Origin of the sequence: Streptomyces sp. NPDC002476, assembly GCF_042889785.1 — a bacterium.
Lineage (GTDB): Bacteria > Actinomycetota > Actinomycetes > Streptomycetales > Streptomycetaceae > Streptomyces.
Window position 1 is genome coordinate 157,284 of record NZ_JBIARH010000006.1, and the last position, 14,033, is coordinate 171,316.

A 14,033-nucleotide genomic window follows, 5' to 3' on the forward strand; every position below is an offset into this window, starting at 1 on the left:
CGCTTTCCGGACCGACTCCTCGGGTTCTCGCGCCGGCAGGCGAGAATAGGCGGCGACGCGCAGCGAGGGGGGAGATCGCCACGAACACCGACCCGGCCGGCCCGACCGGTTCCTGGACCCTGGTGGTCCCGTTGAAGCCCTTGGCCCTGGCCAAGAGCAGACTCACGCCCACGACCGGCGACGCGCTGCGCCCGCGACTGGCCCTCGCGTTCGCCCGGGACACGGTGGCCGCCGCCCTGTCCTGCCCGTCGGTACGGGATGTGGTCGTCGTCACGGACGACCCCGGGGCCGGTGCGGCGCTCGCGGCGCTCGGCGCGGACGTCGTGCCCGACGAACCGGGCCGGGGGCTCAACGCGGCCCTGGCGCACGGTGCGCGGACGGTACGGTCCCGGCGTCCCGTGGCGCCCCTCGCCGCGCTGGGCGCGGACCTCCCCGCGCTCCGTCCCGCCGAATTGTCCCGGGTACTCGAATTCGCCGCAGCATTTCCCCGCACATTTGTCACGGATGCTGCGGGAATCGGAACGACATTCCTTTCTGCCGCACCCGGGGCGGAATTGCGTCCACTTTTCGGCGGCCCCTCCCGGGCCCGGCATCTCGACTCCGGCGCGGTGGAAATCGGCCTGACGGGCATCGATTCGGTACGCCAGGACGTGGACACCGGCGAGGATCTGCGCGCGGCCCTCGGCCTGGGCGTCGGCCCGCACACGACGGGATTCCGGGCCACCGGCGCCGCACCGGCGGACCGATAGGCTGCCGTCCATGCAGGCGACCGCGTACACGTACGACCCCGAGACCCGCACCGGCAGTGTGCTCCTCGACGACGGCACTCCGGTGGATTTCGGCTCCCAGGCCTTCGACGCGGGCGGTCTGCGGCTGCTGCGCCCCGGGCAGCGGGTGCGGATCGAGGGCACCGGCGAGGGCGCGGAGCTGCGGATCACACTGGTGACCCTGCAGACGTTCTGAACGGCCGCCGCCCCTCCGCGGCACACCGCGGACTCCATGACGGGCCGCGGGCTCCCCGGGGACCGCGAACCCCGTGACAGCCGCGGGCCGGGCTCCCCCGAAAGGAACCCGGCCCGGCGCGTACGAGCGGCCTGCGCTGCTCGGCCTCACTTCTTCCGAGCGGTGGCCTTCTTCGCCGTGGTCTTCCGCGCGGTGGTCTTCTTCGCGGGCGCCTTCTTCGCCACGGCCTTCTTGGCCGGTGCGGTCTTCTTGGCCGCCGCCGTCTTCTTCGCCGCGGCCGCCGTGGTCTTCTTCGCCGCCGTCGTCGTCTTCTTGGCCGCGGTGGTCTTCTTCGCGGCGGCCTTCTTGGCGGCGGCGGTCTTCTTGGCCACTGCCTTCTTCGCCACAGCCTTCTTCGCCACGGCCTTCTTGGCCGCGGCCTTGGCAGTCGTACGGGCGGAAACACCGCCCGTGAGGCTGCCCTTGGGCGCCTTCTTCACGGCCACGTCATGCTTGGGAAGCTTCTTCGAGCCGCTCACCAGGTCCTTGAAACCCTGGCCCGCGCGGAAGCGCGGCACCGAGGTCTTCTTGACCCGCACCCGCTCGCCCGTCTGCGGGTTGCGGGCGTAACGGGCCGGGCGGTCGACCTTCTCGAACGAGCCGAAGCCGGTGACCGAGACCCGGTCCCCCGCGACGACCGCACGGACGATCGCGTCGAGCACCGCGTCGACGGCGTCCGCGGCCTGCTGACGGCCGCCGAGCTTGTCGGCAATCGCTTCTACGAGCTGCGCCTTGTTCACGTCTTCCCCTTCGGAGACATTGCCAGAACGAAAGTGTTCAAGCGTTTTCGCACGTTAGGCAGATATATACCGCAAATCAAACACGAAACGGGCTAATCACCCTAGTGCCGCAACGAAGTCGACCGCTGCATCGTTCCGCAGAGTCACTCACCTTCGGGGAGTCGGCCCTCGTCGAGGTCCTTCATCAACCGGTCCAGACGCCTTGCCGCATCCGGGAGATCGTGCTTAGCCGCGGCCGTGATGACCAACAGCTTCCGGGACAGCGCCATCCGTACGCCCTCCGGGACTTGCAGTGCGCGCACTCTTGTGTGCGCTTCCTTCAAACGGTCGGCGACTTGGCCGTAAAGCTCGAGTTGGCTGTCGCGTTCCATGCACCGATTGTGCCATCTGAGGCGAGTTGTCGCCCGATGGGGTCTCAACAAGCGACTGCGCCCCCTGCCGGGAGGCAGAGGGCGCAGTCATGGAAACGTCCTGCTCAGACCTTGAGCGTACGTGGTTTGAAGGCCGGCCTGGCCGCCTCGTACGCCGCGATGTCCGCTTCGTTCTGAAGGGTGAGGCTGATGTCGTCCAGCCCGTTCAGCAGACGCCAGCGGGCGTTCTCGTCGAGTTCGAAGTCCGCCGTGATGCCCTCGGCGCGGACCTGCCGGGCCTCCAGGTCGACGGTGATCGCGGCCGTCGGGTCGGCCTCGGTCAGCGCCCAGATCCGGTCGACGGTGCCCTGGTCGAGCACGACGGTCAGCAGGCCGTTCTTCAGCGAGTTGCCGCGGAAGATGTCGGCGAACCTGGAGGAGATGACGGCCTTGAAACCGTAGTTCTGCAGCGCCCACACGGCGTGTTCGCGGGACGAACCGGTGCCGAAGTCGGGACCGGCCACCAGGACCGTCGCGCCGTCGCGCTCCGGGCGGTTGAGGACGAAATCGGCGTCCTTGCGCCATGCCTCGAAGAGCCCGTCCTCGAAGCCGTCGCGGGTGACCTTCTTCAGCCAGTGGGCGGGGATGATCTGGTCGGTGTCGACGTTGCTGCGGCGCAGCGGGACGGCCCGGCCGGTGTGCGTGGTGAAGGCTTCCATGTTTCTCAGACTCCAGCGGGCGTACGGACGTCGGCGTCGGACAGGTCGGCGGGCGAGGCCAGGTGACCCAGCACGGCGGTGGCGGCGGCGACCTGCGGGGAGACCAGGTGCGTACGGCCGCCCTTGCCCTGCCGGCCCTCGAAGTTGCGGTTCGAGGTGGAGGCGGAGCGCTCGCCGGGGGCCAGCTGGTCGGGGTTCATGCCGAGACACATCGAGCAGCCGGCGTGCCGCCACTCGGCGCCCGCGGCGGTGAAGACCTTGTCCAGGCCCTCCTCGACGGCCTGGAGGGCGACGCGTACGGAGCCCGGGACGACCAGCATCCGTACGCCGTCGGCGACTTTGCGGCCACCCAGGACGGCGGCCGCGCCCCGCAGGTCCTCGATCCGGCCGTTGGTGCAGGAACCGACGAAGACGGTGTCCACGTCGATGTCGCGCAGCGGCTGCCCGGCGGTCAACCCCATGTATTCCAGGGCCTTTTCGGCGGCGAGCCGCTCCGATGCGTCCTCGTACGAAGCCGGGTCGGGGACGCTGGCCGACAGGGGCGCGCCCTGGCCGGGGTTGGTGCCCCAGGTGACGAACGGCGCCAGTTCGGCGGCCTCGATGACAACCTCGGCGTCGAAGACCGCGTCGTCGTCGGTGCGCAGCGTCTTCCAGTACGCGACGGCGGCGTCCCAGTCCTCGCCCTGCGGGGCGTGGTCGCGGCCCTTCAGATAGGCGAAGGTGGTCTCGTCCGGGGCGATCATTCCGGCGCGGGCCCCGGCCTCGATCGACATGTTGCAGACGGTCATCCGGGCCTCCATCGAGAGCTTCTCGATGGCGGAGCCGCGGTACTCGATGATGTAGCCCTGGCCGCCACCGGTGCCGATCCGGGCGATGATCGCGAGGATCAGGTCCTTGGCGGTGACGCCCTCGGGCAGTTCGCCGTCGACGGTGATCGCCATGGTCTTCGGGCGGGCCATCGGCAGCGTCTGGGTGGCCAGGACGTGCTCGACCTGGCTGGTGCCGATGCCGAACGCCAGCGCGCCGAAAGCGCCGTGCGTGGAGGTGTGGGAGTCGCCGCACACGACCGTCGTGCCGGGCTGGGTCAGGCCCAGCTGGGGGCCGACCACGTGCACGACGCCCTGCTCGACGTCGCCCAGCGGGTGCAGCCGCACCCCGAACTCCGCGCAGTTCTTGCGCAGGGTCTCCAGCTGGGCACGGGAGACCGGGTCGGCGATCGGCTTGTCGATGTCGAGGGTCGGAGTGTTGTGATCCTCGGTGGCGATGGTGAGGTCGAGACGCCGCACCCGGCGGCCGGCCTGGCGGAGGCCGTCGAACGCCTGAGGGCTGGTGACCTCGTGCAGCAGGTGCAGATCGATGAAGAGGAGGTCGGGCTCGCCCTCGGCGCGCCGGACGACGTGGTCGTCCCAGACCTTCTCCGCGAGTGTCCTACCCATCGCTTTCCCTCCGGCCGGCGTCTTCGCCGGCCCAACTAGAGATGTGGTGCGCCACCGTCCGGACCCCCGAGCGGGGCGGTGGCCGCGGGCCGTTGTGCGGCCGCCCTTCCAGGTTGGCAACTTCCGCCGAAAATTGAACTTGCGTTTCACAGAGTGAGACGGGAGTATCGTCGTATGGACAACTCTAGCGGCGTCGGCGTTCTCGACAAGGCGGCTCTGGTCCTGAGCGCCCTGGAGTCCGGCCCGGCCACCCTCGCCGGGCTGGTCGCGGCGACCGGGCTCGCACGACCCACGGCCCATCGACTCGCCGTGGCACTGGAACACCACCGTCTGGTGGCGAGGGACATGCAGGGCCGTTTCATCCTCGGCCCCCGGCTGGCGGAGCTGGCCGCGGCGGCGGGCGAGGACCGCCTGCTGGCGACGGCCGGGCCGGTGCTCACGCATCTGCGTGACATCACGGGCGAGAGCGCGCAGCTCTACCGGCGCCAGGGCGACATGCGGATCTGCGTGGCGGCGGCGGAGCGGCTGTCCGGTCTGCGGGACACCGTGCCGGTCGGCTCCACGCTCACCATGAAGGCCGGCTCGTCGGCCCAGATCCTGCTGGCCTGGGAGGAGCCGGAGCGCCTGCACCGCGGCCTCCAGGGGGCCCGCTTCACGGCGACGGCGCTCTCGGGCGTGCGGCGCAGGGGCTGGGCCCAGTCGATCGGTGAGCGCGAGCCGGGCGTGGCCTCGGTCTCGGCGCCGGTGCGCGGCCCCTCCAACCGCGTGGTCGCCGCCGTCTCGGTCTCCGGACCCATTGAGCGGCTGACCCGCCACCCGGGCCGGATGCACGCCCAGGCGGTCATCGACTCGGCGGCGCGACTCAGCGAGGCCCTGCGCCGGAACGGCTGACGGCGACCGCGACCCCCTCCCCCGCACATTCCGTCGCGCACGCGTCCCCGTACGACGCGTGACCTTCTCCCCCGGCCGCCCCAGCGTCGTGGCGGCCCCCTTCCAAATCCTCGCCGATGCCAAGTCCCCGTGCGGGCCACGGATATGACGGCGCGACACACCGCACCAGGAACACGCTGAGCCGCAACCAGCACGAGTCCCCAACTCGCCCCGCCCATACGCAAAAGGGCCCCTCACCGAAGTGAAGGACCCTTGTCCGTCCTGCTGTTGTACCCCCGACCGGATTCGAACCGGCGCTACTGCCGTGAGAGGGCAGCGTGCTAGGCCGCTACACAACGGGGGCTTGCTTCTTGCGTTTGCATTTCTGCGCTGGGCTACCAGGACTCGAACCTAGAATGACGGTACCAGAAACCGTAGTGTTGCCAATTACACCATAGCCCACAGTGATACAAGTACCCCCGACCGGATTCGAACCGGCGCTACTGCCGTGAGAGGGCAGCGTGCTAGGCCGCTACACAACGGGGGCCCTAGCGATCCTGCATCGAGTTCGACGGGAGCTACCCTGACGATCTCGCGGGAAGGATCTGTACCCCCGACCGGATTCGAACCGGCGCTACTGCCGTGAGAGGGCAGCGTGCTAGGCCGCTACACAACGGGGGCTTGTTTCCTGCGTTTGCATTTCTGCGCTGGGCTACCAGGACTCGAACCTAGAATGACGGTACCAGAAACCGTAGTGTTGCCAATTACACCATAGCCCACTGGAACGCAACCCCTTGCAGGGCCTTTGTTCCGGCTGCGCTTCCCGTTCGGATCTTTCGTCCCGCTCGGGCGGCGCAGGAAGAACATTACCCGAAGGTGTCCGGCGCTCCAAAACGGGTATCGCCCGCCAGCAGCCCGGGCAGCTGATCGAGCCCGCTGATACGGACGAGTTCGGGCCGTCCGCCGCGTCCGTCCCGGTCCAGCCAGATCCCCATGAGCCCCGCGGCGGCCGCGCCGCGGGCGTCGATGTCCGGCTCGTCCCCGATATACGCGACCTCCCCCGGCTCCAGCGCGAGCGCGTCGCATGCGGCGTGGAAGGCGCCGGGCTCGGGTTTGGAGATGCCCAACTCCACGGCGCACACCACGGCCTCGAACCGGTCCCGCACGCCGAGCGCGCGCAGCTTCCGGTCCTGGTTGTGGATGCTGGAGTTCGACAGCACCGCGTGCCGGAACCGGCCGGCCAGCCGGTCCAGGACGGGCAGGACGTCCGGGAAGAGCGACCAGGCGGCCTCGTAGTGGGTCGCGTGCCGAGCGAACCAGTCGTCGGCCTCGGCGTCGTCCAGCGACCGCGAGAGGAATTCCCGGACCCGGTCCCTGCGCTGCCCCGGGAAGTCCGTCTCCCCGGCCGCGAACCGCGCCCAGTGCGCATCGGCGAGCGCCCGCCACGCGCCGAGGGCCTGCTCGACGGAGCGGTATCCGTCGGGCAGGCCCTCCTGTTCGAGGTGCGTGCGCATGCCGGCACGGTCGGCGCCGCTGTAGTCGAAGATCGTGTCGTCGATGTCCCAGAGCACGGCTCGGATGACCATGCCACCGAACTTAACCCGGGCGGGGCCCCGCCGTCCCGGACTTCCCGATGCCGGGGGCCTGTCGGTACGGGACACGCGGACGGCCGTGCGCCGCGGCCCGCGTCCTTCCGTTCCCCGGTCGGCCGCCGGGACGCCGCCGCGTGACGAGCCCTCACCGCGCCCGGAGAGGGGGCCGGGCACCAGCCCCGGTCGGACGTCCACGAGGCGCCTCCGACGCGGCGTTCCCGGGCCCCGGCCGACCGGCAGGATCCCGGCGGTGCCTCACGGCCGGGAAACGCCTGGGGGCGGCGCCCGGAGATGATCCGGGTGCCGCCCCCTGCGGGCGTACGCCGGGGCCTACGCGGACAGCTTCGCCAGGGCGGCGTCGATGCGGGCGATGGTCTTCTCGCGGCCCAGGATCTCCAGGGACTCGAAGAGCGGCAGGCCGATCGTGCGGCCGGTGACCGCGACACGGACCGGGGCCTGGGCCTTGCCGAGCTTCAGGCCGTGCTCCTCACCGGCGGTGAGGATCGCGTTCTTCAGCGCGTCCGCGTTCCACTCGGCGTCGATCAGGTTGGCGCGGGCCGTGACGAGCAGGGCGTCGGAGCCCTCCTTCATCGCCTTGTTCCAGGACGCCTCGTCCTCCACCGGTGCGTCCAGGAAGAGGAAGTCGACGTTGGCCGTGATGTCGGAGAGGACCGTGACACGGGTCTGTGCGTGCGGGGCGATCGCGGCGAACCGATCCGCGTCGAAGGACTCCGGGGCCCAGGGGGCGAACGGGGCCTTCAGCCAGGGGCCGCACGCCTCGGTGAACGCCTTCACGTCCATCCTGCGGATGTGCTCGGCGTTGATGTGCTCGCACTTCTTCAGGTCGAAGCGCGCCGGGTTGGCGTTGACGTCCTTGATGTCGAACGCGGCCACCATCTCCTCGACGGAGAAGATGTCGCGGTCCTCGGAGATCGACCAGCCGAGCAGGGAGAGGTAGTTGAGCAGTCCCTCCGGCACGAAGCCGCGCTCGCGGTAGAGGTTGAGGGACGCCTGCGGGTCGCGCTTGGAGAGCTTCTTGTTGCCCTCGCCCATGACGTACGGGAGGTGACCGAAGGCGGGGATGTCCTTGGCGATGCCCAGCTCGATGAGCGCCTTGTAGAGGGCGATCTGGCGCGGGGTGGAGGAGAGCAGGTCCTCGCCGCGCAGGACGTGGGTGATCTCCATCAGGGCGTCGTCGACCGGGTTGACCAGCGTGTAGAGCGGGGCGCCGTTGGCGCGGACGATGCCGTAGTCCGGCACGTTGTCCGGCTGGAAGGTCAGCTCGCCTCGGACGAGGTCGGTGAAGGTGAGCGCCTCGTCGGGCATCCGGAAACGGACGATGGAGGTGCGGCCCTCGTTCTCGTACGTGGCGATCTGCTCGGCCGTGAGCTCGCGGCAGTGACCGTCGTAGCCGGACGGCTTGCCGGCGGCGCGGGCGGCGTCGCGGCGGGCGTCGAGTTCCTCGGTGGTGCAGTAGCAGTGGTACGCGTAGCCGCCCGCGAGGAGCTTCTCGGCGACGTCCTTGTAGAGGTCCATGCGCTGCGACTGGCGGTACGGGGCGTGCGGACCGCCCACCTCGGGGCCCTCGTCCCAGTCGAAGCCGAGCCAGCGCATCGAGTCCAGGAGCTGGTCGTAGGACTCCTCGGAGTCGCGGGCGGCGTCGGTGTCCTCGATACGGAAGACGAGGGTGCCGCCGTGGTGCCGGGCGAAGGCCCAGTTGAACAGTGCGGTGCGGACCAGGCCCACGTGGGGGTTGCCGGTCGGGGAGGGACAGAAACGTACGCGTACAGGTGCGTTAGCCACGCTTGATCACCTTGTTGGTGAGAGTGCCGATGCCTTCGATGGTGACGGCGACCTCGTCGCCGACATGGAGGGGGCCGACCCCCGCGGGGGTGCCGGTGAGGATCACGTCGCCGGGAAGCAGCGTCATCGCTTCCGTGATGTGGACGACCAGGTCCTCGATCGAGCGGATCATGTCGCTCGTCCGGCCGAGTTGTCGTTGCTCGCCGTTGACCGTGGCCTGGATGGTCAGATCGCGGGGGTCGAGGTCGGTCTCCACCCAGGGGCCGAGGGGGCAGGAGGTGTCGAAGCCCTTGGCCCGGGCCCACTGCTTCTCGCGCTTCTGGGCGTCGCGGGCGGTGACGTCGTTGGCGCAGGTGTAGCCGAAGACGACGTCCTTCACGCGCTCGCGCGGCACTTCGCGGCACATGCGGCCGATGACCACGGCCAGTTCGGCCTCGTGGTGGAGCTCGTTCGAGAAGGAGGGGTACTCGATGGCGTCGCCGGAGCCGATCACCGAGGTGGTGGGCTTGAAGAAGGCGACGGGGACGTCCGGCACCTCGTTGCCGAGCTCCTTGGCGTGCTCCGCGTAGTTGCGGCCGATGGCCACGACCTTGTTGGGGAGCACCGGCGGGAGGAGGCGGACCTTGCTCAACGGGACCTTGGTGCCGGAGAGCTCGAACTCGGCGTACGGGATGCCCTTGATGATGTCGAGGACGAGCCCGTCGGGACCCTCGCCCTCGACGGCGCCGAAGGCGACATTGCCGTCGATGGAGAACCTGGCGATGCGCACGGGATGCTGTCGCCCCTCACTTGCTGGCTGACTGAAGACTGACACTCCAGGCTAACGCCTCAGCCTGCGGGATCCGCCCGGAAGGAACGCCGTCCGGCACGGGGTCGCGAGGCGGCGCGCCGGGCCGTGAGGGGCGGCCGTGCGTACTACTCGGCGACCACGGCCGGGGCCGGGGCCTCCATCAGGATGGTGCGGCGGGGGTTGGCCGTCTGGGAGGGCAGCTCGACGGAGTGCTCCGGGCGTTCCGGCGTCGGCAGTTCGGCGGCGTCCTCGAGGTGCGCCAGCGTGGTGCGGCGGGGGTTGGCGATGTTGCGGAGCGTCTTCGTCGTCTTCATCTGTCGCTGGGACCCTGTCGGTACGGGCGCCGCCCGGAGGGGCGCCGGTTGTCGGATGTGCCATCCCTGTAAAACGCAAGGCTAAACATCGAATTCCCTTGGAAAGCCCGGATGAGACGGCGATCATCATGTGAGTTTGCTCACCATTCCAGGGATAAATGCCCCAATTCAGGCATGCGATGACCTGCGACAAAACAGACATTCATTAACTGAATCAGCCATTCCGCTCCTGATCATGTCGACTGGGACACCCCGCACCGCCCGCCCATTGATGATCAATATTCCGTTTTGTCCATGATCACCGTCCACCACTGGTTACCCCTCCATCACAACGGGTCACCCGCATCCCGCCCTGGCACGGGGCCCTTGTTGGAGATCCGGCACTGTGCTGGAATTCCACGCACCGCCGCGGGTTTTCAGGCCGGCGCGCAGGGGCGCAAGCAGCGCCGAGTGGCGGCGGAAAGGGGGAAGAGCGCCGGTCACTCACGACCGACAGGGGCGGAAACCTCGCCCCGTGACGCCGACACCGTCCCACCCGCCTCGCGCGGAGGGGGCGCCTGGTCCAGAGGTTGCGACGCTAGTGCAGGGACGTTTCAAGAGGGATGGCACCGGGTCACCCCAGGCCCGTCAGGGCCGGGGGGAAGCCGCGGCGGAGCCGGAGCCGCACGGCGGGACCGACCGCGGCTCCTCGCCCCAGCACGCCCAGGGCCCCGGACCCGCCAGATCCGGCGACGGGGACGACCGCCGTCCCGGCAGCGCGCCGGACGCCGCCGGCGGCGAGCCGGACGCGTCGTCCAAGTCCCGCGAGCCCTCCGGCGCGGGTTCGCGCATGGCCCTTCGCAACTGGCGCATCAGCACGCGCCTGGTCTCGCTGCTCGCGCTGCCCGTGGTCGCGGCGACCACACTCGGCGGTCTGCGGATCCATGAGTCCATGAACGACATGCAGCAGCTGGACCACATGCAGCTGCTCACCAAGCTGACCATGCAGGCGACCTCGCTCGCCCAGGCGCTCCAGGCGGAGCGCGACAGCTCGGCCGGTCCGCTGTCCCACGGCGGGACCACCAGCAACTACAAGGTCAGCGTTCCTCGCGAGAAGACCGACAAGGCGCAGGCCGCCTTCCTCGACGCGACGACCTCCATCGGCGACCCCTCCGGTGACGAGGCCCTCGAGGGCATCTACTCCAGCGTCAACCAGATCGCCACCCAGCTGGGCGACATCCGCGAGATCCGCAAGACGGCGTACGCCAAGGGCACGCCGAGCCTCCAGACCGTCGACCGGTACAGCCAGCTGATCACCTCGCTGCTGAGCCTCTCGCAGGACATGGCCCAGGCCACCAGCAACTCGGAGATGATCAAGCGGACCCGGGCGCTGGCGGCCTTCTCCTCCGCCAAGGAGTACGCCTCGATCCAGCGGGCGATCATCGCCGCGGCCCTGCCCGTCGGGGACAAGAAACCGCATCTCGACAAGAACGACCAGCAGTTCGGCAAAGCGGCGCTGGACAAGGAGGGCGCGGCCATGCGTTCCTTCGCGGCGGTCTACTCGGCCACCGGCAACAACGCCGCCGACCTGACCTCCACGCTGACCAACGGCAATCCGGAGATCAAGGCCGCCGAGACCTACGCGAAGAAGGTGCTGACAAGCCCCACGGGCCTGAGCGGCACGGCGCGCCGTTCCTACATGGACTGGTACGACCAGAGCTCCACCAAGATCAATGCCATGACGACCATCGAGGCCACCCTCCTCGGTGACATGGAGAGCAAGGCCCGCGAACTGCGCGACGAGTCGAAGCGCCAGGCGATCATCAGCGGTGCGCTCATCCTGCTGGTGCTCGGCGTCTCGCTGGTCGGCGCCTTCGTCGTCGCCCGGTCGATGATCCGTTCGCTGCGACGGCTCCAGGACACCGCTACGCGTGTCGCACAGGACCGGCTGCCCGAGATCGTCAAGCAGCTGTCCGAGGCCGACCCGCAGGACGTCGACACCTCGGTCGAGTCCGTCGGTGTGCACTCCCGGGACGAGATCGGCCAGGTGGCCGCGGCCTTCGACGACGTGCACCGCGAGGCGGTCCGGCTCGCCGCCGAGCAGGCGCTCCTGCGAGGCAACGTCAACGCGATGTTCACCAACCTCTCGCGCCGCAGCCAGGGCCTCATCCAGCGTCAGCTCTCGCTCATCTCCGAGCTGGAGTCGCGCGAGGCCGACCCGGATCAGCTGTCCTCGCTCTTCAAGCTCGACCACCTCGCGACCCGCATGCGCCGCAACGGCGAGAACCTCCTCGTCCTCGCGGGCGAGGAGCCGGGCCGCCGGTGGACGCGGCCCGTCCCGCTGGTCGACGTGCTCCGCGCCGCCGCCTCCGAGGTGGAGCAGTACGAGCGCATCGAACTGGCCGCGGTGCCCGCCACCGAGGTCGCGGGCCGGGTCGTCAACGACCTCGTGCACCTGCTCGCCGAGCTGCTGGAGAACGCGACGTCGTTCTCCTCCCCGCAGACGAAGGTCCGGGTCACCGGTCACGCGCTGCCCGACGGCCGGGTGCTGGTCGAGATCCACGACACCGGCATCGGTCTCTCCCCCGAGGACCTGGCCGCGATCAACGAGCGGCTGGCCTCGCCGCCCACCGTGGACGTCTCCGTCTCCCGCCGCATGGGTCTGTTCGTGGTCGGCCGCCTGTCGCTGCGCCACGGCATCCGGATCCAGCTGCGGCCCTCCGACTCCGGTGGTACGACCGCGCTGGTCATGCTGCCCGTCGAGGTGGCGCACGGCGGCAACCGCCCGGCCCCCGGTCAGGGACCCGGGCAGCAGCCCGCCGGGGCCCCCGGCGGGGCCCTGGGCGCGGGCGGCGGCCCCGGCGCGGCGGGCGGCCCCGGTGGCGCTCCCGCGGTCCCGGGAGGCCAGAACGGTCCGCGCGGCCAGGTCGGCGCGGGCCCCGGTCCGCGTGCGGCGCTGCCCACGCGGGACGGCGGTGCCCGCCGTTCGCCGGACGAGAAGGGCAGGCAGAACGCCGGATTCCCGTCCGACGGCGGTCCCCAGGACGTCCCGCGCCCGGCGCCGCGTCAGGGCGGCGGCCTCGCCGGTGCCTTCGGCAACGCCGCCCGGCTCGGCGCCCGCGGCCAGGGCGGCAACACCGGACATCCGGGGCCGAACGGGCCCGGCCTGTTCGACGAGAACCGCGGCAGGGGCCACCAGGACGCGCGTGGCCCGCAGGGCCGGCCGGACCTGGCCGCGTGGCAGGCTCCGCAGGCCCCGCAGCCTCAGCAGGCCCCGCAGGACCCGTTCGGCCACCCCGGCGCTCCGGCGGACTCCGGTCGTCAGCTGCCCCCGGTCGGCGGCCCGCGTGCCGAGCTGCCCGGCGGCACTCCCCTGCCGCAGCGCCCGCAGCAGGCCGGGTGGGGCACCGGGGACCCGGCGCAGCCGGACGCCCCGCGCGGCCACGAGGAGCCCGAGACCACCGGCCGGTTCCAGCTGCCGGGGAACCCGCAGCTCGCGCCGCGGCCCTCGCTGGACGACGACCGGCAGGGCCCCGGCTCCACCGCCGAGTTCGCGCGCCCCGACTTCTCGGCCCCCGCCCCGCAGGGCCAGGGTCCGCAGGGCCGGTCGCCGCTGGACGGGCCGTCCCAGGACCCGGCGGGCACCGGCCAGTTCGCCCGCCCCGACTTCGGACAGCAGCAGGACCCCGCGGGCACCGGTCAGTTCGCCCGTCCGGACTTCGGACAGCAGCAGGACCCGGCGAGCACCGCGCAGTTCGCCCGCCCCGACTTCGGGCAGCAGGCGCCCGCGCCCGTGCGGGACCAGGGTCTGTCGGCGCCGCGTCAGCGGAGCCGGGAAGACGAGGACTTCGGCGCCCCGCGTCCGCCCGCCGCGCCCACCACCGCCGGTGACGGGCAGTACCGTCCGGTCCCGCCGTCGCAGGCGCAGCCCGAGTCGCTGCCGACTGCGGCCGGTCCGGGCGACGGCCGTACGCCGCTGTACGACACCCTGGAGACGAACTGGTTCCACGGCCCGCAGCAGGGCGGCCAGCAGCCGCCCGCCGGGCCGCAGGGTCCGGCTTCCCCTGGGCACGCGGAGCAGGAGGATCCCCCGGCTCCCGCCGCGCCGCACCTCACGGGAAGCGACTCCGGTTCCCCCGCAAGCTCCTGGCGCCCCTCGCCGAACGACGAACTCGTACGGCAGGCGGAGCGGGCCAAGAATCCCGCGGCAGGCGGAGTCACCACGTCCGGACTGCCTCGCCGGGTCCCTCGCGCCAACCTGGTGCCGGGCACCGCCCAGCAGCAGAACCACCAGTCGGGTCCGCAGGTGTCGCGTGCGCCCGACGACGTGCGCGGGCGGTTGACCAATCTCCGCCGGGGCATCCAGCAGGGTCGGCAGGCCAACAACCAGTCGACCGGCAGTTTTCCACTCGGCCCCACTCACCAGCAGGAGCGTTAG

General features: G+C 70.8%; 12 protein-coding genes and 5 tRNA genes. 4 read left to right on the top strand and 13 right to left on the bottom strand.

Annotated features, from left to right (window positions below):
- Nucleotides 1-122 precede the first annotated feature (122 nt).
- Both cofC and ACFYXM_RS09720 read left to right on the top strand, forming a co-directional pair.
- A complete protein-coding gene (gene cofC / locus ACFYXM_RS09715) occupies nucleotides 123-749 on the top strand; it encodes a 2-phospho-L-lactate guanylyltransferase (RefSeq protein WP_389288444.1) in 627 nt (208 codons plus the stop codon).
- 10 nt (nucleotides 750-759) lie between these two features.
- The gene (locus ACFYXM_RS09720; RefSeq protein ID WP_389288445.1) at nucleotides 760-963 is read left to right on the top strand and encodes a hypothetical protein; all 204 of its coding nucleotides are present in this window, start codon (nucleotides 760-762) and stop codon (nucleotides 961-963) included.
- A gap of 146 nt (nucleotides 964-1,109) precedes the next feature.
- On the opposite strand, the gene ACFYXM_RS09725 is transcribed toward ACFYXM_RS09720, so the two are convergent.
- From ACFYXM_RS09725 to leuC, 4 genes are all read right to left on the bottom strand, one after another.
- Entirely contained in the window at nucleotides 1,110-1,742 is a 633-nt protein-coding gene (locus ACFYXM_RS09725) for an HU family DNA-binding protein (protein ID WP_389288446.1), read from the bottom strand.
- A 143-nt stretch (nucleotides 1,743-1,885) separates the two neighbouring features.
- Nucleotides 1,886-2,113, bottom strand: a complete 228-nt coding sequence (locus ACFYXM_RS09730; RefSeq protein ID WP_073784807.1) for a hypothetical protein — start codon at nucleotides 2,111-2,113, stop codon at nucleotides 1,886-1,888.
- 104 nt (nucleotides 2,114-2,217) lie between these two features.
- Nucleotides 2,218-2,811, bottom strand: coding sequence for a 3-isopropylmalate dehydratase small subunit (gene leuD, locus ACFYXM_RS09735; protein WP_389288447.1), 594 nt, complete (start codon nucleotides 2,809-2,811; stop codon nucleotides 2,218-2,220).
- 5 nt (nucleotides 2,812-2,816) lie between these two features.
- Nucleotides 2,817-4,247, bottom strand: coding sequence for a 3-isopropylmalate dehydratase large subunit (gene leuC, locus ACFYXM_RS09740; protein ID WP_389288448.1), 1,431 nt, complete (start codon nucleotides 4,245-4,247; stop codon nucleotides 2,817-2,819).
- A gap of 174 nt (nucleotides 4,248-4,421) precedes the next feature.
- On the opposite strand from leuC, the gene ndgR reads away from it, so the two are divergent.
- Nucleotides 4,422-5,138, top strand: a complete 717-nt coding sequence (gene ndgR / locus ACFYXM_RS09745; protein ID WP_073784801.1) for an IclR family transcriptional regulator NdgR — start codon at nucleotides 4,422-4,424, stop codon at nucleotides 5,136-5,138.
- A gap of 270 nt (nucleotides 5,139-5,408) precedes the next feature.
- On the opposite strand, the gene ACFYXM_RS09750 is transcribed toward ndgR, so the two are convergent.
- From ACFYXM_RS09750 to ACFYXM_RS09790, 9 genes are all read right to left on the bottom strand, one after another.
- Nucleotides 5,409-5,481, bottom strand: a tRNA-Glu gene (locus ACFYXM_RS09750).
- Between the two features lie 26 nt (nucleotides 5,482-5,507).
- Nucleotides 5,508-5,579 (bottom strand) — tRNA-Gln (locus ACFYXM_RS09755).
- Between the two features lie 12 nt (nucleotides 5,580-5,591).
- Nucleotides 5,592-5,664 (bottom strand) — tRNA-Glu (locus ACFYXM_RS09760).
- A gap of 61 nt (nucleotides 5,665-5,725) precedes the next feature.
- A tRNA-Glu gene (locus tag ACFYXM_RS09765) sits at nucleotides 5,726-5,798 on the bottom strand.
- A 26-nt stretch (nucleotides 5,799-5,824) separates the two neighbouring features.
- Nucleotides 5,825-5,896 (bottom strand) — tRNA-Gln (locus ACFYXM_RS09770).
- Nucleotides 5,897-5,983: 87 nt separating this feature from the next.
- Complete coding sequence (locus ACFYXM_RS09775) at nucleotides 5,984-6,703, bottom strand: HAD family hydrolase (protein ID WP_389288449.1); 720 nt, start codon at nucleotides 6,701-6,703, stop codon at nucleotides 5,984-5,986.
- Nucleotides 6,704-7,039: 336 nt separating this feature from the next.
- Nucleotides 7,040-8,512 (bottom strand): glutamate--tRNA ligase, encoded by a 1,473-nt coding sequence (gltX, locus tag ACFYXM_RS09780; RefSeq protein WP_389288450.1) that lies wholly within the window; start codon nucleotides 8,510-8,512, stop codon nucleotides 7,040-7,042.
- Nucleotides 8,505-9,281, bottom strand: a complete 777-nt coding sequence (locus ACFYXM_RS09785) for a fumarylacetoacetate hydrolase family protein (protein ID WP_389288451.1) — start codon at nucleotides 9,279-9,281, stop codon at nucleotides 8,505-8,507. The genes gltX and ACFYXM_RS09785 overlap by 8 nt, the downstream gene beginning before the upstream one ends.
- Before the next feature lie 146 nt (nucleotides 9,282-9,427).
- Nucleotides 9,428-9,616, bottom strand: coding sequence for a hypothetical protein (locus ACFYXM_RS09790; RefSeq protein ID WP_389288452.1), 189 nt, complete (start codon nucleotides 9,614-9,616; stop codon nucleotides 9,428-9,430).
- A gap of 580 nt (nucleotides 9,617-10,196) precedes the next feature.
- Here ACFYXM_RS09790 and ACFYXM_RS09795 point away from each other — a divergent pair.
- A complete protein-coding gene (locus ACFYXM_RS09795; protein WP_389288453.1) occupies nucleotides 10,197-14,033 on the top strand; it encodes a nitrate- and nitrite sensing domain-containing protein in 3,837 nt (1,278 codons plus the stop codon).

Bases quoted from the DNA above. Each gene is read 5' to 3' on its own strand.
- ACFYXM_RS09775 (WP_389288449.1), bottom strand. From the start codon at position 6,703: ATGGTCATCCGAGCCGTGCTCTGGGACATCGACGACACGATCTTCGAC.
- ACFYXM_RS09730 (WP_073784807.1), bottom strand. From the start codon at position 2,113: ATGGAACGCGACAGCCAACTCGAGCTTTACGGCCAAGTCGCCGACCGT.
- ACFYXM_RS09790 (WP_389288452.1), bottom strand. From the start codon at position 9,616: ATGAAGACGACGAAGACGCTCCGCAACATCGCCAACCCCCGCCGCACC.
- ndgR (WP_073784801.1), top strand. From the start codon at position 4,422: ATGGACAACTCTAGCGGCGTCGGCGTTCTCGACAAGGCGGCTCTGGTC.
- ACFYXM_RS09720 (WP_389288445.1), top strand. From the start codon at position 760: ATGCAGGCGACCGCGTACACGTACGACCCCGAGACCCGCACCGGCAGT.
- leuC (WP_389288448.1), bottom strand. From the start codon at position 4,247: ATGGGTAGGACACTCGCGGAGAAGGTCTGGGACGACCACGTCGTCCGG.
- leuD (WP_389288447.1), bottom strand. From the start codon at position 2,811: ATGGAAGCCTTCACCACGCACACCGGCCGGGCCGTCCCGCTGCGCCGC.